The sequence below is a fragment of the Arthrobacter pascens genome, from assembly GCF_030816475.1.
In the GTDB taxonomy this organism is placed as follows: domain Bacteria; phylum Actinomycetota; class Actinomycetes; order Actinomycetales; family Micrococcaceae; genus Arthrobacter; species Arthrobacter pascens_B.
The window spans coordinates 4,540,525-4,562,727 of the sequence record NZ_JAUSXF010000001.1 but is presented as its reverse complement, the minus strand read 5'-3'; the positions used below and the strand labels follow the sequence as shown (position 1 = coordinate 4,562,727).

Sequence of the window (22,203 nt, the reverse complement as noted above, 5' to 3'; positions counted from 1 at the left end):
TGGATCTCAGACCTGTCCACGTGCCAAATCTTAGCAAGTGCGCGCTAACAAACCCGAAAGTCCCTGAGCCCGTCAGGCCCGCCTTTTTTCGGCGTCCGCTGCGCCACTTCACACCTTGAACTGCTGCCATGCCGAAGGACCCGCGGAACCCCGGGAGGCCTTAACAACCGGGCCTGGCGGGCGTATTTTATTGGTGTCGGAATCCGACCCGGCCCTGCCCGAGCGTCGGCTGCTGCAGGGCCGGCAGCAGATTGGAGGAGCCATGAGCAACCTGATGCGCTGGGCGGGCGCTGACATCACAGAACCCTTCCGCCGCTTGCTTGAAGGGGACACCGGATCGTGGCTGAGGGTCGAGGAATACCGCGACGCCGGCACGATGGTCGTCAAGGCCGAAGTCCCCGGCATCGATCCTGACAAGGATGTTGACATTACGCTGGCCGGCAACGAACTGCGCATTGACGTCAGGCACGAGGAAAAGTCCGAGCACAAGGACAAGCGGGGATACCGCTCCGAGTTCCGGTACGGCACCTTCTCCCGCACCATCAGCCTCCCGAGCATGGTGGATGAGAAGGACATCAGGGCCTCCTACACCGACGGGGTCCTTGAAGTACGCGTCCCCGTGCCCGAGGAGTCAGGAAACCAGTCCCGGAAGATCCCGGTCAACCGGCAAGGCACACCCGCCGCAGGCGGAGGCGACAGAGGCGGCAGTGGAACCACCGCGGGCACGGCATAAGCACCACAAGAGCGGAGGGACGGACACGGAAAACGAGATCCGCGCCGTCGTCGAAAAGGCGCAGGAAGAGATGATTTTCATCGGGCCCGACCACCCCTACTATCCGCTGCTTGCGGATCTGGTCTCCGCCGTTGCACGCGCATGGGAGCAGGGCTACGATCATCGCCGCGCCGGAGGCCGGGAGGGCAACCCCTACCGCTGATTCAGCGGTAGGGGTTGACGGATATTTGCCTCATTCGCTCCTGTCGTTGAAGCGTAAGTGAAGCGTTAGCGAAGCCCTGGGCATGGGGCAGACTGGCGTTGTGCGAAGCTTCAGTGTGGAAGAGGAGTTCCTGCTGGTCTCCGGATCTGGCTTCCCATTCTGATCGCACTGCCTGCCAATCCCCCCGGTCCTGGCCGAATGCGGGGACCTGGCCGTGGTGGAAGAAGCCGTCGCAGAGATCCTCGCCGACGGAACCGGCGCGGACCGTCAAAGAGCCATCATGGTCCGCACCCGCAATCTTCGGGACGTCGTTTTTGACGCTGCCGAACGCACTATCGGGAGCACTCGACGGAACAGGAACGGCGACGCGGAGGCATGACCCGTTGCCCCGCCAGCGTCTGGTGTGCGGCCGGAGTGGACGCGGCCCGGGCAGCGGGAATATCTTCCGCGAGTGTCCGGTTGGAGTAATGTTCCAGCGAACCTTCGCACACGAAACCCAAGGAAGGAACCGCGATGTCCATCGACTATGACGCTCCGCGCCTGATGCCCGAGGATGAGTCGACCGAAACCCTGGACGGACTCAAGACTGAGAAGACCGTGCCAGGGGCCAGCATCGACATGGACGAGGCCGATCTCGCTGACAGCTTCGTGCTGCCCGGGGCAGATCTCTCAAGCGAGGAACTGCTGGTCCAGCTGGTCCCGGTCCAATCCGACGAATTCACGTGCATGTCCTGTTTCCTGGTCCACCACCGCAGCCAGCTCGCCCGTGAAAAGGACGGCAGGAAGTTCTGCACGGAGTGCGAGGGCTAAGGCGTGCGAGGGCTAAGGCGGGTTCTTCAATGACAGGATCGAGCAGTTCTGCTTCTTCCAAAGCTCGAATTAGTTCAAGACACGCTACGCGACGTTCGGCTTCAACGACGCGGCGAACCTCGACGACGGCACCATGTGGCCGACAGCTTTCGCTCTGAAGAAGCTCACCTCCGCCGATGAGGCACGGATCAGCGCCTGGTGAAGAAAGCCGCGGCAGCGGACTCAGGGCGATCCTGAAAAATTTCCTGGAATGCAACATCCCGGCGGGCACAGCGGGATAATTTAAGTACCAGCGAGAAACAAAAATCCTAAGGAACCAGCAGGCATGTTTGCTGCGGCGAGCCCGCGTCCGGTGGAGCGCCTCGACGGGTACCTACCCATCGAGGATCACGGTCTCATCGGCGACGGTTCTACCTGCGCCCTGGCAGGCCGCGACGGCGGAATTTCCTGGCTTTGCCTACCGGAATTCGACAGTCCCCCCTTCCTGGCAGGCCTTTTGGACAATGAGTCCGGAGGCCTCTTTGAGATCACGCCTGTTCCTCTCCGGTCTTCAATGCAGCGGTACACGGAGGACTCGTGTGTCCTGGTCACCTCCCTGGTCTCGGACCACGGCATGCTCCAGGTAACTGACTGCCTTACCCTGCGCTCGGGGGCGAACCTGGCGGAGCCTGTTCCGGCCGGCCGCCGCGAGCTGCTCCGGCATGCGCAGGCCGTGGGTGGAGATGTGCGGGTGCGGGTTAACCTTGTGCCCAAGGTCGGGACGACCTATGACCAGCTTGCCGGCGGCTGGAGGTTCGATTGGCCCGTGAACGGAACCTCCGAAGTGTACTTGTGGTCATCGGTTGAACTCAGGCCGGACGGCAGGGGGCTCTCCACCGAACTGACATTGCGTGCCGGCGAAACAATCACAGTCTCCCTGCACTGGTCCGGCCGTTTCCGCCTGCGCCAGCGTCCGGATGCGAAGAAACTGATCGAACAGACAGTCAGGGGCTGGCGTCAATGGGCATCGGGCCTGGACTGCGAAGGTTCCCAGGCGGATCTTATGAAGCGCTCCGCCCTCACTCTGAAGTTGCTGGATCATGCGGAGACCGGCGCCATCATGGCTGCTGCCACGTCCTCGCTGCCGGAATGGCCAGGTTCACCTCGCAACTGGGACTACCGCTACACCTGGGTCCGGGACGCCTCCTTCTCCAACTATGTCTTCCGCCGGATTGGTGATCCCAGTGATGCTGATGTGTTCCTGGCATGGGTCCTGACCAATGTGGAGCGCGACGGCGTACCTCACGTCCTGTACGCACTGGACGGCTCCCAGCCGCCGGAAGAAGTGGAGGATCCCGTGCTGCGCGGCTACCGCGGGTCGTCTCCGGTGAGGTGGGGAAACGGCGCCGTCAACCAGTTGCAGCAGGATGTTTACGGGGAAATCGTCGACATCGCCTACCAGTGGTCCAACAGCGGCCAGCTCGTGGACCACCAGTTGTGGACGACGCTGACGCCTATCGTCGAAGCCGCCATCCACAACTGGAGGACTCCGGACAGCGGCCCTTGGGAAGTACGGAGCGCAGGCCGTCCCTTCACCTATTCCGCGGCCATGTGCCACGTGGCGATCGACAGGGCCATCCAGATCGCGCGGAGACATAAGCTGCCCTATCCGAAGAGGCGCTGGGAGTCGGCGGCAAAGGAAATCCGCGAGGCCACTCTGGGGCTGTCCTGGAACCCGGACAGCAACACCTTCACGGAGCATCTTGGCGGAACAGGCGGCCTGGATGCTGCCCTGCTGACCCTCCCGGTCCGAAACGTCATCGCGTTCAACGACCCCAGGATGGTGGCGACAACTGAGGCCATTGCGGCGAAGCTGGATGCAGGCAACGGGCTGCTGTTCCGCTACCTGCCGCGGGAATCGCCGGACGGACTGCCTGGTGGTGAGGGTGCCTTCCTGCTCTGCAGTTTCTGGCTGGTGGACAACCTTGCCGGTCAAGGACGCGTGGATGAGGCCCACGATCTCTACGAATCCCTCTGCAGGCGAGCGAACCCTCTCGGGCTGTTTCCTGAACAGATCCATCCGGGCACAGGGGAATTCCTGGGTAACTTCCCGCAGGCCTTCAGCCACGTGGGCGTGCTGGCCAGCGGCCTGCGGCTGCTCAAAGCCCAGCGACGAGCCGCCGCAAACTCCTGACCCTCCCACCCATGACGGCGGTTGTCAGGGTTCCCCTAATGAATGGCACCGGGCAGCATCGGCTTAAAAGTCTCCTCCGGACAGTTGACACCGCGTGTGACCCGTGCCATATTTTAAGCGTGAACCTGTCAGACAGCAGGACAGCAGGACAGCCTGCAGAGTCCCCCGGCCCCGCTGCCGCAACCATCTCGGCGCCGGAACCGGCCAAGCCCCTGGCCCGGCTTAGCGCCGCCGAGGCTGTGTTCAATGCGATCCGCGCAGACATAGAGTCCGGCCGGGTTGCAGTGGGCGGCAAGCTCAGCTCCGAGGCCTCCCTCGCCCAGCAGTACGGGGTCAGCCGCTCAGTCATCCGGGAAGCCCTTCGGTCCTGTACTGCCCTGGGGCTCACCGTCACCAAGACCGGCAAGGGCACCTTCGTGGTCGCCAGCACGGTGGCAAACGACCTCACACTGGGGCAGTATTCCGCCCGCGACCTGACTGAGGCTCGTCCTCACATCGAGGTACCGGCCGCCGGCCTGGCCGCCCAGCGCCGGACCGAGGAAGAGCTGGAGACGCTCCGGCACATCGTCGAAGCAATGTCCACGGAAACGGACCCGGAATCCTGGGTAGCTCTTGACTCCAGTTTCCACGCCACCATCGCCCGCGCCAGCGGCAACAAAGTCTTCGCCAGCGTCGTGGCGGACATCCGCGGCGCGCTCGCCTACCAGTCAGAGACCCTGAACATGGTGGCGGACCGGCAGCACGCCTCCGACCTGGAACACCAGCACATCCTCGCCGCAATTGAAGCAGGTTCCGCAGAGGATGCCAGCGCCGCCATGGCCGAACACCTGCGGGCCGTGGGCGCTGCACTCGATTCAATCCTCAACAAGTAACCCCGCTAAAAGGACGCTATGCCAATCCCTGCCTTTCCTGCTGCCCGGACCGCCGCCCCCGGCACCGTGACACCCTTCGCGGAACCGCTCGCGCAGCACGCCGCCCTGGCGGTGGCCAGCCGCGACGGGCTGGTGGAAAGCATCCACTACGGATCGGTCATTGCGACCGCATCGGACGGATCCACTTTGGCGGCGGCAGGAGACCCCCTGGCCCCCTTCTACCCGCGGTCCTCGCTCAAGCCGCTGCAGGCAGTCGCCATGGTGCGCGCCGGGTTGCAGCTGCCGGCAGAACTCCTGGCCCTGACCGCTGCAAGCCATTCCGGAGCGGCCAGGCATCGGGACGGTGCCCTGCGGATCCTCGAAATGCATGGCCTCACCGCTCACGACCTCGAGAACAGCACCGACCTCCCCTACGGCGACGCTGAGCGTGAGGAATGGCTTCGGTCCGGCGGCCACGCGACGCAGCTGACCCAGAACTGTTCCGGCAAGCATGCGTCCATGGCGGCGACCTGCGTCATCAACGGCTGGCCGGTCAAGGGATACCTCGATCCGGCCCACCCGCTGCAGCAGCTCGTCGGCCGCACGGTCACGGAACTGACAGGCGAGGAACTGCTGGGCCTCAGCACGGATGGCTGCGGTACGCCGCTCTTCGCCCTGACCCTCCGCGGCATGGCCCGCGCATTCGGTCGTATCGCCGCGGCCAGCGGTTCAGTTTCCGGGGCCAATACCCACGGCAAGCCCGACGACGCCGGGACCTGCCCGCTTGTTGCTGAAGCCGCCGTCGGGCTCGCCATGCGAAGGCACCCGGACATGGTGGCCGGGGAAGGCCGGGACGTCACCCGGTTCATGCGCCTGCTCCCGGGCGCCGTCGCAAAGGACGGTTTTGAGGGAATCCAGCTGGTGGGCCTGGCGGACGGCCGCGGCATTGCCGTGAAGATATCCGACGGCGCCGACCGTGCCCGGATGCCAGTCACCGTGAGGGTGCTCGAGGCGCTCGGCATGGATATCTCGCCACTTTCCGGGATCGGCACTGCTCCCGTTCTTGGTGGCGGACGTCAGGTCGGCCTCCTGCAGCCAACAGATTTCCTGTCCGAACCCGTCAACGAAGCCTCGTGAGGACCCCTATGACCACCACCGAAATCGCCCAAAATCCCAGCCAGACCGGGGTCCGGTCCGAGCATGACCTGCTCGGTGACCGGGACGTCCCGGCCGAAGCGTACTGGGGCGTGCATACCCTGCGCGCGGTGGAAAACTTCCCGATCACCGGCCAGAAACTCTCCTCCAACATGCACCTGGTCCGCGGCCTGGCAGCGGTCAAGCTCGCCGCGGCCCGCACCAACCGCGAACTCGGGCTGCTGGACGCCGAACGCGCCGACGCGATCGAACAGGCCTGCCAGGACATCATCGCCGGCCGGTACGCCGAGCAGTTCGTCGTCGACGTCATCCAAGGCGGCGCCGGAACCTCCTCGAACATGAACGCCAACGAAGTCATCGCCAACCGCGCCCTGCAAATCCTTGGCCACCCCAAAGGCGACTACACCCGCCTGCACCCCAACGACCACGTCAACCTCTCCCAGTCCACCAACGACGTCTACCCCACCGCCGTGAAACTGGGCACCATCTTCGCCGCCCGCGAACTCCTCAACGCCCTGGCCGAACTCGAAGAAGCCTGCGCCGCCAAGGCCCTCGAATTCCGCACCGTCGTCAAAATGGGCCGCACCCAGCTCCAGGACGCCGTGCCCATGACCCTGGGCCAGGAATTCGGCACCTACGCCATCACCATCGGCGAAGACCGGCTCCGCCTCGCCGAAGCCGAAGTCCTGATCCACGAAATCAACCTCGGCGCCACCGCCATCGGCACCGGCCTGAACGCCCCCGCAGGCTACGCCGAAACAGCCTGCCGGCACCTCGCCAACATCACCGGCCTGCCCCTGGTCACCGCACCGGACCTGATCGAAGCCACCCAGGACGTCGGCGCTTTCGTCCACCTCTCCGGCGTCCTCAAACGCGTCGCCGTGAAACTCTCTAAAATCTGCAACGACCTGCGCCTGCTCTCCTCCGGCCCGCGCGCCGGGTTCGGCGAAATCAACCTCCCCGCCGTCCAATCCGGCTCCTCCATCATGCCCGGCAAAATCAACCCGGTCATCCCCGAAGTCGTCTCCCAGGTCGCCTACGAAGTGATCGGCAACGACGTCACCATCACCATGGCCGCCGAAGCCGGGCAACTCCAACTCAACGCCTTCGAACCCATCATCGTCCACAGCCTCCACAAGAGCATCTCCCACCTCGAAGCCGCCTGCCGCACCCTCACGGCCCGCTGCATCCAGGGCATCACCGCCAACACCGAACACCTCCGCCAAACCGTGGAACAATCCATCGGCCTGGTCACCGCCCTCAACCCCCACCTCGGCTACACCACCGCCACCGCCATCGCCCAGGAAGCACTCGCCACCGGCAAAGGCGTAGCAGAACTAGTCCTCGAACACGGACTCCTCACCAACACCCAACTCCAGGAACTCCTCAGCCCCGAACGCCTGGCAAACCTCACCAAAGAATCCCCAACCGCCCCCTAACCTCGCAAGCCCGGTCAGGGAACCCGGCAGTTGTGGGCCCATCCCGCACTAAATAGCTCCACCTGATAGTCCCCACCCAAGAGATAAAGGACTCCCCGTGACAAAGCCCCCAGTGGACGCCCAGCAACAAGCGCCCATTTCCGACCACACCATTCCCGCGCACGCCCACGCCTCCGAAGCCACCCTGCACCGGGAGGACGAGGGTTACCACAAGGGCCTCAAACCCCGCCAGGTCCAGATGATCGCCATCGGCGGTGCGATCGGCACCGGCCTGTTCATGGGCGCCGGCGGCCGGCTCGCCACGGCGGGCCCGGCCCTGATCATCAGCTACGCCGTTTGCGGCTTCTTCGCTTTCATGATCCTCCGCGCCCTCGGCGAGCTGGTCATGCACCGCCCGTCGTCAGGCTCGTTCGTCTCCTACGCCCGCGAATTCTTCGGAGAGAAGGCCGCGTTCGTCACCGGTTGGCTCTACTGGCTGAACTGGGCCATGACCGCCATCGTGGACATCACCGCCGTCGCTCTTTACATGAACTTCTTCAAGAAGTACTGGGCCCCGATTGCCGATGTTCCTCAGTGGATGTGGGCCCTGGCGGCGCTCATCCTGGTGCTGGGCCTGAACCTGATCTCGGTTAAGGTCTTCGGTGAACTGGAGTTCTGGTTCGCGCTGATCAAGGTGGTGGCCCTGCTCACCTTCCTGGTCGTTGGTATCTACTTCGTCATCTTCGGCACACCGGTGGCAGGCCAGGAGGTCGGATTCAGCCTCATCGCTGACAACGGCGGCCTCTTCCCGAACGGCCTGTTGCCCGCCATCGTGGTGATGCAGGGTGTGGTGTTCGCCTACGCGTCGATCGAGCTGATCGGTACCGCCGCCGGCGAGACGGAAAACCCCGAGAAGATCATGCCCAAGGCCATCAACACGGTCATCGTCCGTATCGCGGTCTTCTACGTCGGTTCCCTGATCCTGCTGTCGCTGCTGCTCCCCTACACCTCCTACAAGGCCGGGGAAAGCCCCTTCGTGACGTTCTTCGGTTCCATCGGCGTTGAGGGTGTGGATGCCATCATGAACCTCGTGGTCCTCACCGCAGCCCTTTCCTCACTGAATGCCGGGCTCTACTCCACCGGCCGCATCATGCGCTCCATGTCCGTCACCGGATCTGCACCGAAGTTCGCCGGCCGGATGAACAAGGCTGGCGTCCCCTACGGCGGCATCGCGCTGACAGCTGCAGTGGCCTGCCTCGGCGTGGTGCTCAACGCTGTGGTACCGGCTGAAGCCTTCGAGATCGTCCTGAACATCGCGTCGCTGGGCATCATCAGCACCTGGGGCATGATCGTCCTGTGCCAGATGCAACTGGTCAAGCTCTCTAACCGCGGTGAACTGCTGCGCCCCGCCTTCCGGATGCCAGGCTCCCCGGTTACCGGCTGGATCACGCTCGCATTCCTGGCCGCGGTGCTGATCCTGATGGCCTTCGATTCCCCTGTGGGCACGTGGACCATCGCGTCACTGGTGATCGTGATTCCCGCGCTGATGCTGGGCTGGCGCCTGTGCCGGGACCGCATTCTGGAACTCGCCGCCGTGCGTGACGGTTTCACCGGCCCGTACCCGCTCGTGGCCAACCGGCCGGCTCCGGGCGCGGGCAGGGACGGAAAGTAACTCCCCGCTAAACCCTTGAAGTAGCGTCCGACGGCGGCACCCCGGTTCTGTACCCACGGAACCCGGGTGCCGCCGTCGTAATTTAAGGTGCCTCCCTCTGCCTGCCTCCTCTGTCAGGAAAAGCTGCCTGGCTATTCAGTGAGGAAAAGCTCGAGAACGGGGACGGCGACGTCCGGCCGTTGCACGGGCAGCTTGACGGTCAGGGTGCCGGCGGGCTGGGCGCCGGGCTGCATGTTGTGTGCCTGCGCCTGCGGATCGTTCCTTTGGAGGAAGACCTCGGAAGCGTCGTTCAGCAGCTGCGCGTACTCCACCTTTCCTTCCAGTCCCGGCAAGTGGACAAACTGGAAAGGCCATGCGAACAGGTGGACGTAAAGCCGGTTTCCGCGCTGGGTATACCGCGCATCCGCAGGCGGCGTGAAAGCGGACGGACCCGCCCCGTAGATGGACCGGCCGTGCAACTGCATCCACGCCCCGATTCCCCGGAGGGCCTCACTGGCACGCGGATCGAAATTGCCGCGGCCGGTAGGGCCGACGTTGAGCAGCAGGTTGCCGCCTTTGGAGACACCATCCACAAGCATCCGGATGAGCAGGTCCACGGACTTGAAGTTGAAGTTGTCCCGGTCATAGCCCCAGCTTCCGTTTAGCGTCTGGCAGGCTTCCCACGCCACCGGCTTGTTGTCCGCCAGCATGGGTCCGGCCGGCTGGTATTGCTCCGGGGTAATGAAGTCGCCGGGAATCTCCAGGCGGTCGTTGACCACGATGCCGGGCTGCAGCTCCCGCACCATGGCGAGCAGCGCCTCTGAGTCCCACTCCTTCCGGCCTTTGCCGTCCCAGAATTCCTCCGGCCCATCCTCTGAGTAGGAGAAGTCGAAGAAGAGATAGTCGATCTGGCCGTAATCCGTGAGCAGCTCCCTGACCTGGCCGTGGAGGTAGTCCCGGTAGCGAGCCATGTCTCGCCCGGCGTTCATGGCTGCCACGTCGGGGGAGTTCCGCTGCGGATGCGCACCGTCGATGGTGAAATCCGGGTGGTGCCAGTCAATCAGGGAGTGGTAGAAGCCAACCTTCAGGCCCTCCGCCCGCAAAGCATCAACGTAGGGACGCACCAGATCGCGTCCTGCAGGGGTGTTCCTGGACTTGTAATCCGTGAGCGCAGAGTCCCAGAGGCAGAAGCCGTCATGGTGCTTTGTTGTCAGCACGACGTACTTCATGCCGGCATCCTTCGCCGCCCGCGCCCATTCCCGGGGATCGTAAAGGTCCGGATCAAAGCGCCGGAAGTAGCGGGAATAGTACTCCGCGTTGAGTTCCTCGAGGTTCATCACCCACTCATGCCTGGCAGGCAACGCATACAGACCCCAATGGACGAACATGCCGAGCCGGGCTTCTTCGAACCAGGGAGCGTGGTGAATCATGGAAGATCCTTTGGTAGGGGAGGCGGATACGCCTGTCAGCCTAAACATCGGATGTATTGGCTGTCAATGGCGTCTTTCGGGGCATGACGGGGGAATATTGGCGAGATAGCTCCGATCTCCTGCGGCACCTCATCGTTCCCTCCGGTTTTGTCACCCCCAACAAATATCCCCTTCCGGCGCCTCACTGACCCGGGCCGCTCGCGTCGTGCTGCAGCCAGACATCCGACGATTGGGCGCTAGGATGTTCGCATGGCTGTCACAGACGAGGCGATCGACAAGATCAAGGACATGCTCCTGCGCGGCGAGCTCAAAGCGGGCGACCGCCTGCCTCCGGAGAAGGAGCTCAGTGACCGGCTGGGGCTGTCCCGCAGCTCGCTGCGTGAGGCGGTCAAGGCACTGGCCCTCATCCGCGTCCTGGACGTGCGCCGCGGCGACGGCACCTATGTGACGAGCCTGGATGCAAAGCTGCTGAACGAGGCGGTGGCCTTCGTGGTGGAACTTCACCAGGACAGGTCCATCCTGGAACTCTTCGAGGTCCGGCGCATCCTGGAACCGGCCACGGCGTTCATAGCCGCGGGCAAAATAAGTCCCGAACAACTCCTGGAACTCCGCAGCACCATGGACGGCATCGATGAGAACACCGCTGTTGAGGAACTGGTGGCCCACGATCTTGAATTCCACCGGCTCATCAGCAGGGCCGCAGGCAACGCGTACCTGGAGAGTCTGCTGGACGCACTTTCCGGCAGCACTGTGCGGGCGCGGGTCTGGCGCGGCCTGACCCAGGACAAGGCGGTGGCACATACGCTGTCAGAGCACAAGGCCATTGCCGACGCCCTGGCCCGGGGTGACGCCGAGCTCGTCCGGGCACTGGTGACCGTCCACATCAGCGGCGTGGAAGCCTGGTTGCGCCAAGCCCTCTAGCCACGCCGGTAGCCTTTGGGCGGTCCTGTGGCCTTTGGGCCGGCCAGTGCAGTCGGCGCCGAACCGGCTTGGGCACAGCGACGGCCCCTCCCGGGAAGGTGAGGGGCCGCCGTTGTGGAGGTATTGATGCAGTTCCGGCTGGGACTACTGGTAGAGGTTGGGCTTGATCTGGTCCGAATCGATGTTCTTTGCGTCGTACCAGTAGAAACCGGTGTCGATGACCTTCTCCAGTTTCTCCCCCTTGATGGCGGCCACGGCAGCCTTCACGGTTTCGTAGCCGATTCCCACGGGGTTCTGGGTCACCGCTCCGGCCATCAGTCCGGACCGGACGGCATCGATCTGGGCCTTGCCCGAGTCGAAGCCGACAATGGTCAGTTTCCCCTTGAGTCCCAGTTCCTCGACGGCCTTGACGATGCCGATGGCGGACCCCTCGTTGGTGCCGTACATGCCCTTGAGGTTGGGGTTCGCAGTCACGATGGCCTTGGCTGCGTCGGCTGAGAGGAGCTGATCGCCGCCGGCGTACTGGATGGCCACGATCTTGATGTTCGGGTTGTTCTTTTCGATGTATTCCTTGAAGCCGTCGCGCCGGTCAGTTCCGGATTTGGAGGTCTGGTCATGGCCGATGATGGCGATTTCACCTGCGCCGCCGATGAGCTCGGCGAGGTGCTTGGCAGCCTCTGCTGCCGCAGCCTTGTTGTTTGTAGAGGCCGTGGTGACAGGGATGTCCGAGTCAACGCCGGAGTCGAAGGCGATGACCGGGATGTTCTTGCTCTTGGCCTGCTCCAGCAAAGGCGTGGCGGCCTTGGAGTCCAGGGCGGCGAATCCCACCGCGGACGGTGACTTGCCCAGCGCCGTCGTGAGCATCTGGATCTGCTGGTCCACATCCTTTTCGGTGTTGGGGCCTTCGAAGGTGACTTCGACGTCGAATTCCTTGGCTGCCTTGTCAGCGCCCTGCTTCACGGCCTGCCAGAACTGGTGCTGGAAGCCTTTGGAGACGATGGCGATGTACGGCTTCGCTCCGCCGCTGGCGGCACCGCCGGGGGAACCCGCGGGTGCCTCGCAGCCGGCGACTGCTATGACGCCGAGGGCCAGGCCGGACATGGTGAGGAAACTGCGCCGGTCGAAACTGGACTTGTTCATGGGTGAAAACTCCGTTGTTTTTCTCAATGGGGAAAGGGATGCAATGGGGGTTGGTGCAGGAGGTGCCGGGTGTTGCGGGCGGCTGGAGAGACTACGTGGCGGCCTCCTTCCGGCGCAGCATGTCCAGGTAGACAGCTACCAGGATGACGACGCCGATGGCCACGTTTTGCCACTCCTGCGGCACCGAGATGACGCGCAGGCCGTTGGTGAGGACAGACATGATGAGGGCGCCGATCACCGTTCCCACGATGGAACCCTTGCCTCCGGCCAGGGATGTCCCGCCGATCACGACGGCGGCAATCGCCTGGAGTTCATATCCCATGCCCTGCCCGGGCTGGGCGGAGTTGAGCCTGGCTGCGATGATGACGCCGGCCAGGCCGGTGAACGCCCCGGCAGCAGTGTAGATCCAGAGCTTCCAGCTGCGGACATTGATGCCGGAGAGCGCTGTCGCTTCCTCGTTGGAGCCGATGGAGAAGGTGTAGCGGCCCAGCAGGGTCTTGCTCATCACCACGCCGGCTATTGTGGCCGCCGCGAAGAAGATGAAGACGGCGTTGGGAATGACCAGCCCGGCAATGGGCTTGCCCAGGGCGAGGTTCGAGAACCCTTCGGTGCCGGTGAAATAGATGGGTTTGGTCCCCGAGACCACCAGCGCCATTCCCTGGCAGACAAGCATGGTGGCCAGGGTGGCGATGAAGGGCGGGATTTTCAGGAAGGAGATCAGGAAGCCGTTCACGGCCCCGATCAGCGCTCCCATCAGGATTCCGCCCACCACGCCGGCCCACAACGGCAGGCCCAGGTAGGTCAGCACGACGCCCACCATCACTGAACAGAGGCTCATGCCGGTGCCCACTGAGAGGTCGATGCCGCCGGTGATGATGACGAACGTCGCCCCGAGCGCCAGCAGGCCGATAACCACGGTCGAGAGCAGGATGTCCGAGAGGTTGCCGGGCAGCAGGAACCGTGAGTTCATGACGCCGAAGAAGACCACCAGGACGATCAGCGACCCGAAGGCCAGGAGCTGCTGGAGGGACGAGCGGAGCCGCAAGGTCAGTCCCTGCACCCGGAGAGGTGAGGACGGGGCAGTTGGCGCCTTGGACTCTTTCGGCTTGGGGGTTTCTATGATGCTCATAAGGTTGGTGCTCCTGTGGTGATGGAGACTCGCCGGGTCGCAAGTTCCATGATGTTTTCCTGGGTGGCTTCGGCGTTGGTAAGGAACCCGGTGATTCGCCCTTCGCACATGACTGCGATCCGGTGGGAGAGGCGAAGGATTTCGGGCAGTTCGGAGGAGATCATGATGATCGCCTTGCCCTCCGCCGCCAGCTCGTTGAGGAGCCTGTAGATCTCATCCTTGGCTCCTACATCGATGCCCCTGGTGGGCTCGTCGAAGATGAGGATGTCGCAGTCCTTGACCAGCCACTTCGCGATCACCACCTTCTGTTGGTTGCCGCCGGAAAGGTTCCTGGCCAGCTGCCTGATGGAGGGCGTCTTGATCCTGAGCTTCCGGGCGTATTCATCGGCCGTGCGCCGGAGCGATGCATCGCGGATAAACCCCGCCGATGAGTTTTCAGCCAGCGAGGACAGCATGATGTTTTCCTTGACGTCCCGTTCCAGCATGAGACCCAGATGCTTGCGGTCCTCGGACAGGTAGCCGATGCCGAATTTGGCGGCGGCTGCGGGATTGGGAATCCTTACGTCCGCGCCGTTGACCTGCAGCTGTTCGAAGCTTGCCTTATCCGCGCCGACCAGGGCCCGCGCCACTTCGGTCCGGCCGGCCCCCATCAGCCCGGAAAAGCCCAGGATCTCGCCCCGGCGCAGGTCGAAGCTGACGTCCTTCAGCAGGGAAGGCGTGCTGAGCCCCGCGACGGACAGGACGACGTCGTCGGGACGGTCCGTTCCTTCCTCGGCCGGCCGCTGCTCACCGGAGATCGTTCGGCCCACCATGAGCGAGATGACCTCCCGCATGGTGGTCTCCACAGTGTCCACGGTGTCGACGTATTCGCCGTCGCGGATGACGGTGATGCGCTGGGATATCTGCTTGAGCTCATCCATCCGGTGCGAAATATAGATCACCCCTGTCTCCGGCGACACGAACCCGCGGATCAGTTCGTGAAGGGTGGCCACTTCGGCGTCATTCAGGGCTGCCGTTGGCTCGTCCATGATGATCACCTTGGAATCGTGGCTCAGGGCCTTGGCGATCTCGACCATCTGCTGTTTGGCTACTGTCAGCCCGCCGCAACGCTCGCGGGGGTTCAGCTTGAGGCTCATCCGGTCAAAGAGGTCCTGGGTCTTCCGGTTGAGGGCGCGTTCGCTGAGCATTCCAAAGCGGCGTGGTTCGCGGCCGATGTAGATGTTCTGCGCCACAGTGAGGTCCGGCATCAGGTTGAACTCCTGATGGATGATGCTGATACCGAGTTCCTGGGCGTGCTTTGGTCCGGCAGGCGTAAAGGCAACCCCATTAAGCTCGAATGTTCCCTCGTCCGGGACGTAAATCCCCGAGAGCAGCTTCATCAGCGTTGACTTGCCCGCGCCGTTCTCCCCCACGAGCGCGAGCACCTCTCCGCGCCGCAGGTCCAGGTGCATGTTGTGCAGCGCCCTGACCCCGGGAAAGGTCTTCCCTACTCCACGCACGGACAACAGCGGTGTTTGGTCCGTCGTCATGCTTTCACCTCGTCCTGCTTGGTTGGGTTTTCCGATGCCGGCTGCGCGGATTCCGATGGCTGGGGCAACCTGTAGATCCGGGTAGCGGTACCTTCAAGGAAGGCATGCCGGTCCGCCGGATCCAGGTCGGCTGCAAGTTCCAGGAGCACCTCCAGGGTGCGACCGTAGGGCGCGCCGAGTGTGCTGACCGGCCAATCCATCCCGATCATGAGCCGCTCCGGGCCAAAAGCCGTGAGCGCCTCCTCCCACAGGGGACGCAGCGCCTTGGCCGTGTATTCGAGTCCGGGCAAGTGCAGCCCCGATACCTTCGCTACAGTGTTGGGCAACTGGGCCAGTGCACGGAACTCCCGGCGCCAGCGGTCCAGTTCCGGAGAAGGCCCTTTGCCGGCTGCGATGGCGTCCGTGAGCGGAGGTTTGCCCAGATGGTCGAGCACCACCGTAAGTTCCGGCAGTTCGCGTGCAAGAGTGACGGCACGCTGCAGATGGCGGGGATAGGCATCAGGAATATCCAAGGCCAGCCCCCTGTCAGCGACCAGCTTCAGTGATTCGCGGACCTCCGGCAGCTCGAGGAAGTCATCCCGCGGGTCGTCGTGGACCAGGTGGCGGACGCCACGGAACTTCGGCTTCCGCCCCAGCCGCTCGAGCTCCGCTTCCGCCAGCTCCGGATGTTCCAGCGGTATCCAGCCGACGACGGCGAGCACCCAGTCATTGCGGTCGGCGGCGGCCAGCATGGCGTCCGTGTCCGCGACGGTGTCGTCTGCCTGGACCAGCACAGCTCCGCGGACTCCCGCCTGCACGAGGTTTTCGTGGGCCTCGGCTTCCCCGAAACTGCGGAACAGGGGTCCATGCTGGGGGCCCAGCCACGAGTAGGCACGCCGGGGTGCGCCTGGACCATCGGGTTGCAGGGCGTCGGGCTGCCCGGCGGAGGGAGGCAACTCCCACAGGTGAAGATGAGAGTCGATCATGAGGGAATCAGCCCCTGGCGTGACAGCTCATTCCACAGTTCTGCAGGAATTTCCTCAGCCATCCGTCCGGCGTTGACCCGGACCTGCTCGGGAGACGTGGCCCCGACTGTCACGTTGACGACGGCAGGGTGGCGAAGGCCGAACTGAAGCGCCGCCGTCGGAAGCTCCACTCCGAAGCTGCCACAGATGGCGGCGAGCCGCCGGGCCCGTTCCAGCAGAGCCGACGGCGCCTGCCCGTAGTTGTAGTGCGCGTCATCGGATACGTCATGCCGGGCCAGGAGCCCGGAATTGTAGGCCCCGACGTTGACTACTCCGGTGCCTTTCTCCAGACACCTCTCCAGTAGCGGAACCCGGGGCTGCTCGAGCAGGGTGTACCGGCCCGCAAGCATCACGAGATCCAGGTCCGCCGCTTCCACACACTCAAGGGCAGCTTCCGCCGAGTTAACCCCGACGCCGATGGCGCGGACGAGCCCTTCGGCACGCAGTTTTTCGAGGGCGGGCAGTCCGTCACGGATGCCACCGGCGAGGTCGTGGACGTCGGGGTCGTGAAGGTAGGCGATGTCCACATGGTCCAGGCCGAGCCGTTCGAGTGACTCCTCGATACTTTGCCGGATGCCCTGCCCGGAAAAATCCCAGACCCGGCGGCTGGTGGCAGGTACGTCGAACCCTTCCGTGTCCCGTGGTCCTCCAGGAGCGACCCCGTCATCCTTGCCGGCGCCGCCCATCAGTACGCCCTGCTTGGGCGACAGAAGGCGCCCCACCTTCGTGGACAGGACAAATTCCTGCCGTGGCTTGCCCATGAGCACGGAGCCCAGGCGCCGCTCGGACAGGCCAAGGCCATAGTGCGGAGCCGTGTCAAAATACCTAATGCCGGCGTCCCAGGCGGCTTCGACTGTCGCCGTTGCCCTGCTGTCCGGGATTGCCCGGTAGAGGTTGCCGATCCCGGCGGCGCCGAAGCCCAACCTGCCGAGAGTAAGAGTGCCCGCGCCTGAAGTAATTTCAGTGTTCATGGCAGTTCCCACACCAGCGGAAGGCCTGAGTCGTTGCCGCTGTAGTCATCCTCGATCTCCAGCAGGTCGGCCATCCGCGCCTGCCAAGCAATGTTGACGGGATTCGTGGCAAGCTCGTGGCGCATGGCCTTGTAGTCGTCAACTTCCACGAGGTGGATCAGTTCCTGGCCGCTCTGCCAGATCCGCCAGTTGCTGACGCCGGCGTCCTTCAAGGCAGCGACGAGCTCCCCGGGTATGGCGGCGTGCGCGTCCGCATAGGCCTGGGCCGCGCCGGGCTTCAGCCGCGTGTGCAGCACGATGGTCTCAGACATCGAGCGCGGCCTCGTTCCGGGCGAGCTCCGGGATGGTGACTGCAGGGACCGCCGTTGCGTTGACAGTTCCAGCCGAAAGCTCGCTGGAGGGCACGTCACCGCTCCACGTGGCGCCGTCGGGAAAGCTGTAGGCGGCCAGCGACTCCCGGTGCATTTCGGCACCGGCGCCAGGTGCTGACGGCGGCCAATAGCAGCCTCCGTGCACATCCACGGGGGTAACGAAATGCTCGTGGAGGTGGTCCACAAACTCAATCATACGGTCGTTCTTTTTCCCCGAGACGGCGAGAAAATCAAACATGGAAAGGTGCTGTACCGCTTCGCACAATCCCACCCCGCCGGCATGCGGACAGACCCGGACGCCGAACTTCGCCGCGAGCAGGAGGATGGCTATGTTCTCGTTCACTCCACCCACCCGGGCGGCGTCGATCTGGAGTACTTCGATGGCTTCTGCCTGCAGCAGTTGCTTGAACATCACGCGGTTCTGCACGTGCTCACCGGTGGCCACCGGGATGGGTGCCACGCCCCGGGCAATGGCGGCGTGCCCCAGAATGTCATCCGGGCTGGTGGGTTCCTCGATCCAGGCGATGTCGTAGGGCGCCAGATGTGCCATCCACTCGATGGCGTCCTGCACATCCCACCGCTGGTTTGCGTCAACGGCGATCTTGATGTCGGGGCCCACTGCTTCGCGGGCCACACGGACACGTCGGATGTCATCCTGCAGCGAGGCTCCCACTTTGAGCTTGATCTGGGCGAAACCGTCCGCCACCGCCTCCTTGGCCAGGCGGGCGAGCTTCTCGTCGCTGTATCCGAGCCAGCCGGGTGTCGTGGTGTAGCCGGCGTAGCCTTCGGTGAGGAGCCTGGCCTTCCGTTCGGCCCGCCCGGGTTCGGCCCGGCGGAGGATCTCCAGGGCTTCATCCGGCGTCAGGGCGTCGGTGAGGTAGCGGAAGTCGACTAGGGCAACAATGTCCTCGGGGCTCAGGCCTGCCAGCAGTTCCCACAGCGGAAGTCCTGCACGCTTGGCTTTCAGGTCCCACAGGGCGTTGATCACGGCGCCGATGGCCATGTGCATGACGCCCTTTTCCGGACCCAGCCACCGCAGTTGGGAATCATGGACCAGCAGCTTCCAGCTTGCGCCCATGTCCGCGAGGAGCTCTTCGACGTTGTGCCCCAGGATGTGCGGACGGAGGGCATCGATGGCCGCGGCTTCCACCTCATTCCCCCGCCCGATGGTGAAGACGAATCCGTGGCCTTCCAAGCCGTCGCCCGCATCGGTGCTGATGATGAGGTAGGCAGCCGAATAGTCGGGGTCCGGGTTCATGGCGTCCGAGCCGTCCAGTTCTTTTGACGTGGGGAACCGGATGTCAAAGGTCTCTACCGCGGTGATGACGCTCATAATGCTCCTGACTGGGGCAGCGGCCGTAAGTGGCGCTTCGTGGCCGACCGGACAGGAAATCAAGCAGCCGGGCGGAGGATCTGGGTTAACCTAAACATCGGATGTTTTGCTTGTCAATGGGTCACTTATGCGTAGTATTAGGAAAGCAGAGCGGCAAAAGCTCGGATGTTACCGGCACTTTGTGCCTTACAAATCAGGGGAGACCATGAGTATCAAGCTGGCCCGGCTGGGCGAACGCGGACAGGAAGTGCCGGCAGTAGTGACGGCTGACGCAAACGGCGATGAAAAATACTTCAGCCTCGCCTCCCTGACCCGGGACGTCGACGGCCTGTTCCTTGCCCAGGACGGCATTGCACGGGCCCGGCAGGCGCTTTCGGCGGGAGAATTGCCTGAGCTTCCGGCGGCCGGCCTCCGTGTGGGAGCACCCATCGCACGCCCCGGCTCCATTGTCTGCATCGGCATGAACTACGCCGCTCACGCCGCGGAATCAGGATCGGCACCGCCGGAAATCCCTGTCGTTTTCCTTAAGCCGTCCAACACCATCAGTGGCCCCTTCGACGCCGCCCCCATCCCGCCGTCGTCGGAAAAGTACGACTGGGAAGTTGAACTGGGAGTGGTGATCGGAAAGGAGGCCAGCTATCTGTCCGATCCCGCCGACGCGTTGGATTACGTCGCAGGATACCTGGTGGCCAACGATCTCTCTGAGCGCGAATACCAGCTGCCCGGTGCCGCCGGCCAGTGGACCAAGGGCAAATCGCTGCCCGCCTCCACGCCCCTGGGCCCCTGGCTTGTCCCGGCGGATGAGATTGATCCCGGCCGGCTGCGGTTGCGCTCCCATGTCAACGGCGAGGCCAGGCAGGACTCGTCGACGGCGGACCTCATCTTTGACGTCGCCACGCTGGTCCACCACGTCAGCCAGTACATGCTCCTTGAGCCCGGCGACGTGATCCTGACCGGCACTCCCGAGGGTGTGGCCCTGTCCGGCCGCTTCCCCTATATCCAGCCCGGCGACGTGGTGGAGCTCGACATTGAAGGCCTCGGCAGCCAGCGCCAGGAGTTCTACAGGCAAGGAGCAGCACAGTGAACATGTCAGCAGATGCAGAATTCGACGGGCTGGTGGCGATCGTGACCGGCGGGGCCTCCGGGATCGGGGCAGCAGCCGCAGACAGACTGGCCGCTGGAGGGGCGCAGGTGGCCGTCCTGGACCTGAACCCGGCGGGGACCGCGCACTTCGGTGTCGAATGCAACGTGGCGGACGATGCCTCGGTTCGTGCCGCCGTCGAAAGCGTCACCAACCGCTTCGGCCGCTTGGACATCGTCGTGAACAACGCGGGGATCGGCGCCGCAGGGGACGTCGCCGCTAATGAGGATGACGAATGGACCCGCGTGCTGGACATCAACGTGGTGGGGGTCGCCAGGGTGACGCGTGCAGCGCTCCCGCACCTTCGCCGGTCGCCGTCGGCCGCGATCGTCAACACCTGCTCCATCGCGGCCACGGCCGGGCTCCCCCAGCGGGCGCTGTATTCGGCATCCAAGGGAGCCGTCCTGTCGCTCACTTTGGCGATGGCAGCTGACCACATCCGCGAAGGCATCCGCGTGAACTGCGTCAACCCCGGAACGGTGGATACCCCGTGGGTGGCCCGGCTCCTGAGCTCGGCAGCGGATCCGGAGGCAGAGCGCGCCGCGCTTAATGCGCGCCAGCCGCACGGACGCCTTGTCTCTGCCGAGGAAGTGGCGGGGGCCATCGCCTACCTTGCAAGCCCCCGGTCAGGTTCGACATCCGGGACCGCACTGGCTGTCGACGGCGGCATGCAGGGCCTGCGGCTCCGGCCGCTGGGGTAGTTGTTGCGGTAGCTTCTGCTTTCTGCGGTAGCTTCCCGCGCGTAACTAAAACTGCATGCAACATCCCGTGCCCCAGGTTCGCCTATGCTCAGCAGAGCAGTTCAACGACGAACGACCCGGGAGACACGGCATGAGCAACTGGCGGATCAGGGATTTCCACTCGGCAGACCTGGACGGGATCCTGCACCTCTGGGAAACCCTCAAGGCCACCAACGTTGAACCGGTTTATGCCCTCTCCGAGGTGCTCGCTTCCTGCGAAAAGGACCACGCCGTGGTGGCGGTGCTGGGAGAGCAGGTGGTGGGTGCCGCCGTCGGACGCGCCGCCCACGACCAGGGCTGGATCGTCTTCCTGGCCACCCTTCCCGAGTTCCGCGGCCGCGGGATCGGCACCTCGCTACTGGCCGCCGTCGAGAACCGGATGGCCCCGCACGGGCTCAACAAGCTCTCCGCGCTGATGCCGGAGGCCGAAACCCGGGTGGAGGCCTTCCTGGGCCGGGGGTTCGCGCTCAAGAAGAACCTGCGCTACTTCGAACGGACCATTCCTGTGCAGCGCCAGGAGCTCGGCGCGCTGGGCCAGCTGGGCGGCCGCATCCTGGCCCGGGACCTCTGGGAAAACGTAGCCGGCATGCGGCGTGAGAAGGAACTGCTGGAACGGCGCCTGGTCCTGCCGCTGGCGGAGGCAGACCTGGCCGATGAGTATGGCGTGGTCCCGCCCCGGGCCGTCGTCCTTTTTGGTCCGCCAGGCACCGGAAAGACGACCTTCGCGAAGGCGATCGCGTCGCGCCTGGAATGGCCGTTCGTGGAGGTGTTCCCGTCGCGACTGGCCTCGGATCCGAAGGGTCTGGCCGGCGCACTGCGCGAGACGTTCCTGGAGATCGCCGAACTGGAGCATGCTGTGGTGTTTATCGATGAGGTGGAGGAGATCGCCTCCCAGCGGTCGGGCGAACCGCCCTCTCCCCTGCAGGGGGTCACGAACGAGCTGCTGAAAATCATTCCGGCCTTCCGCGAACAGCCCGGCCGGCTGCTGGTCTGCGCCACCAACTTCATCCGCGCCCTGGACACCGCGTTTCTCCGCCACGGCCGGTTCGACTACGTCATCCCCATCGGCCTGCCGGACCGCCAGGCCCGCGATGCGATGTGGCAGCGCTTCATTCCCCCTGCGGTGGTGGACGACGTGGACGTGGAGATGCTGGTGGACCGCACCGAGGGCTTCTCTCCCGCGGATATTGAGTACGCCGCACGGAGTGCCTCCCAGCGGGCGCTGGAAAGTGTAGTTTACGGCCAGGACGGCGACGGCGGCGCGGCCTCCCGGGGAGGGATTTCAGTCCGGGCGGCCGTCCGGAGAGGGCCGTCCACCGAGGACTACCTCGACGCCATCGGCGACACCCGGACCACCGTCAGCGACGAAGTCCATCAGGACTTCCTGGAGGACATCGACCGCCTGGGCCGGATTTAGCGGGGGCGGGCCGGCCAGCCTAACTTGCCTGGTCTGCCCTAATTTCCTGACCTGCCTTACTTGCCTCAGCTGCCTTTATTGTCC

The 22,203-nt window shown here is 64.3% G+C and carries 21 protein-coding genes; 13 read left to right on the top strand and 8 right to left on the bottom strand.

All coding sequences use genetic code 11. The features are described 5' to 3' along the window. Window positions 1-262: 262 nt before the first annotated feature. The 9 genes from QFZ40_RS21015 to QFZ40_RS20975 all read left to right on the top strand — a co-directional run bounded on the left by QFZ40_RS21015 (window position 263) and on the right by QFZ40_RS20975 (window position 9,014). Window positions 263-733 (top strand): Hsp20/alpha crystallin family protein, encoded by a 471-nt coding sequence (locus QFZ40_RS21015; RefSeq protein ID WP_306906733.1) that lies wholly within the window; start codon window positions 263-265, stop codon window positions 731-733. Next, window positions 708-935 carry a hypothetical protein gene (locus QFZ40_RS21010; RefSeq protein ID WP_306906732.1) on the top strand — a complete coding sequence of 76 codons (228 nt, stop codon included), beginning with the start codon at window positions 708-710 and terminating at the stop codon, window positions 933-935. Before QFZ40_RS21015 ends, QFZ40_RS21010 begins: the two co-directional genes overlap by 26 nt. Window positions 936-1,149: 214 nt before the next feature. Continuing rightward, on the top strand, window positions 1,150-1,314 hold the full coding sequence (locus QFZ40_RS21005) for a hypothetical protein (RefSeq protein WP_306906731.1): 165 nt from the start codon (window positions 1,150-1,152) through the stop codon (window positions 1,312-1,314). A gap of 134 nt (window positions 1,315-1,448) precedes the next feature. Further along, window positions 1,449-1,745 carry a DUF4193 domain-containing protein gene (locus QFZ40_RS21000; protein ID WP_306906730.1) on the top strand — a complete coding sequence of 99 codons (297 nt, stop codon included), beginning with the start codon at window positions 1,449-1,451 and terminating at the stop codon, window positions 1,743-1,745. Window positions 1,746-2,070: 325 nt separating this feature from the next. Further along, entirely contained in the window at window positions 2,071-3,918 is a 1,848-nt protein-coding gene (locus QFZ40_RS20995) for a glycoside hydrolase family 15 protein (protein WP_306906729.1), read from the top strand. A 119-nt stretch (window positions 3,919-4,037) separates the two neighbouring features. Then, window positions 4,038-4,790, top strand: coding sequence for a FadR/GntR family transcriptional regulator (locus QFZ40_RS20990; RefSeq protein WP_373427454.1), 753 nt, complete (start codon window positions 4,038-4,040; stop codon window positions 4,788-4,790). Window positions 4,791-4,808: 18 nt separating this feature from the next. Next, window positions 4,809-5,906, top strand: coding sequence for an asparaginase (locus QFZ40_RS20985; protein WP_306906728.1), 1,098 nt, complete (start codon window positions 4,809-4,811; stop codon window positions 5,904-5,906). A gap of 8 nt (window positions 5,907-5,914) precedes the next feature. Next, window positions 5,915-7,363, top strand: coding sequence for an aspartate ammonia-lyase (locus QFZ40_RS20980; RefSeq protein WP_306906727.1), 1,449 nt, complete (start codon window positions 5,915-5,917; stop codon window positions 7,361-7,363). A 136-nt stretch (window positions 7,364-7,499) separates the two neighbouring features. After that, a complete protein-coding gene (locus tag QFZ40_RS20975; RefSeq protein WP_306907011.1) occupies window positions 7,500-9,014 on the top strand; it encodes an amino acid permease in 1,515 nt (504 codons plus the stop codon). A gap of 131 nt (window positions 9,015-9,145) precedes the next feature. On the opposite strand, the gene QFZ40_RS20970 is transcribed toward QFZ40_RS20975, so the two are convergent. Beyond that, complete coding sequence (locus QFZ40_RS20970; protein ID WP_306906726.1) at window positions 9,146-10,423, bottom strand: alpha-L-fucosidase; 1,278 nt, start codon at window positions 10,421-10,423, stop codon at window positions 9,146-9,148. A 249-nt stretch (window positions 10,424-10,672) separates the two neighbouring features. Between QFZ40_RS20970 and QFZ40_RS20965 the strand changes: the two genes are divergently transcribed. After that, on the top strand, window positions 10,673-11,344 hold the full coding sequence (locus tag QFZ40_RS20965) for a FadR/GntR family transcriptional regulator (protein ID WP_306906725.1): 672 nt from the start codon (window positions 10,673-10,675) through the stop codon (window positions 11,342-11,344). A gap of 144 nt (window positions 11,345-11,488) precedes the next feature. Here QFZ40_RS20965 and QFZ40_RS20960 read toward each other — a convergent pair whose 3' ends face one another. From QFZ40_RS20960 to QFZ40_RS20930, 7 genes are all read right to left on the bottom strand, one after another. Further along, window positions 11,489-12,484 (bottom strand): ABC transporter substrate-binding protein, encoded by a 996-nt coding sequence (locus QFZ40_RS20960; protein ID WP_306906724.1) that lies wholly within the window; start codon window positions 12,482-12,484, stop codon window positions 11,489-11,491. 91 nt (window positions 12,485-12,575) lie between these two features. Then, entirely contained in the window at window positions 12,576-13,613 is a 1,038-nt protein-coding gene (locus QFZ40_RS20955; RefSeq protein WP_306906723.1) for an ABC transporter permease, read from the bottom strand. Further along, window positions 13,610-15,142, bottom strand: a complete 1,533-nt coding sequence (locus QFZ40_RS20950; RefSeq protein ID WP_306906722.1) for a sugar ABC transporter ATP-binding protein — start codon at window positions 15,140-15,142, stop codon at window positions 13,610-13,612. Before QFZ40_RS20950 ends, QFZ40_RS20955 begins: the two co-directional genes overlap by 4 nt. Further along, window positions 15,139-16,107 carry an amidohydrolase family protein gene (locus QFZ40_RS20945; RefSeq protein ID WP_306906721.1) on the bottom strand — a complete coding sequence of 323 codons (969 nt, stop codon included), beginning with the start codon at window positions 16,105-16,107 and terminating at the stop codon, window positions 15,139-15,141. The genes QFZ40_RS20950 and QFZ40_RS20945 overlap by 4 nt, the downstream gene beginning before the upstream one ends. Then, window positions 16,104-17,117 carry an aldo/keto reductase gene (locus QFZ40_RS20940; protein WP_306906720.1) on the bottom strand — a complete coding sequence of 338 codons (1,014 nt, stop codon included), beginning with the start codon at window positions 17,115-17,117 and terminating at the stop codon, window positions 16,104-16,106. Before QFZ40_RS20940 ends, QFZ40_RS20945 begins: the two co-directional genes overlap by 4 nt. Continuing rightward, complete coding sequence (locus QFZ40_RS20935; RefSeq protein WP_306906719.1) at window positions 17,114-17,428, bottom strand: L-rhamnose mutarotase; 315 nt, start codon at window positions 17,426-17,428, stop codon at window positions 17,114-17,116. The genes QFZ40_RS20940 and QFZ40_RS20935 overlap by 4 nt, the downstream gene beginning before the upstream one ends. Then, complete coding sequence (locus QFZ40_RS20930) at window positions 17,421-18,821, bottom strand: L-fuconate dehydratase (protein WP_306906718.1); 1,401 nt, start codon at window positions 18,819-18,821, stop codon at window positions 17,421-17,423. The genes QFZ40_RS20935 and QFZ40_RS20930 overlap by 8 nt, the downstream gene beginning before the upstream one ends. Before the next feature lie 205 nt (window positions 18,822-19,026). On the opposite strand from QFZ40_RS20930, the gene QFZ40_RS20925 reads away from it, so the two are divergent. From QFZ40_RS20925 to QFZ40_RS20915, 3 genes are all read left to right on the top strand, one after another. Continuing rightward, the gene (locus tag QFZ40_RS20925) at window positions 19,027-19,905 is read left to right on the top strand and encodes a fumarylacetoacetate hydrolase family protein (protein WP_306906717.1); all 879 of its coding nucleotides are present in this window, start codon (window positions 19,027-19,029) and stop codon (window positions 19,903-19,905) included. Between the two features lie 2 nt (window positions 19,906-19,907). Then, on the top strand, window positions 19,908-20,663 hold the full coding sequence (locus QFZ40_RS20920) for an SDR family NAD(P)-dependent oxidoreductase (protein WP_306907010.1): 756 nt from the start codon (window positions 19,908-19,910) through the stop codon (window positions 20,661-20,663). 130 nt (window positions 20,664-20,793) lie between these two features. Continuing rightward, complete coding sequence (locus tag QFZ40_RS20915) at window positions 20,794-22,119, top strand: ATP-binding protein (RefSeq protein WP_306906716.1); 1,326 nt, start codon at window positions 20,794-20,796, stop codon at window positions 22,117-22,119. Window positions 22,120-22,203 lie beyond the last annotated feature (84 nt).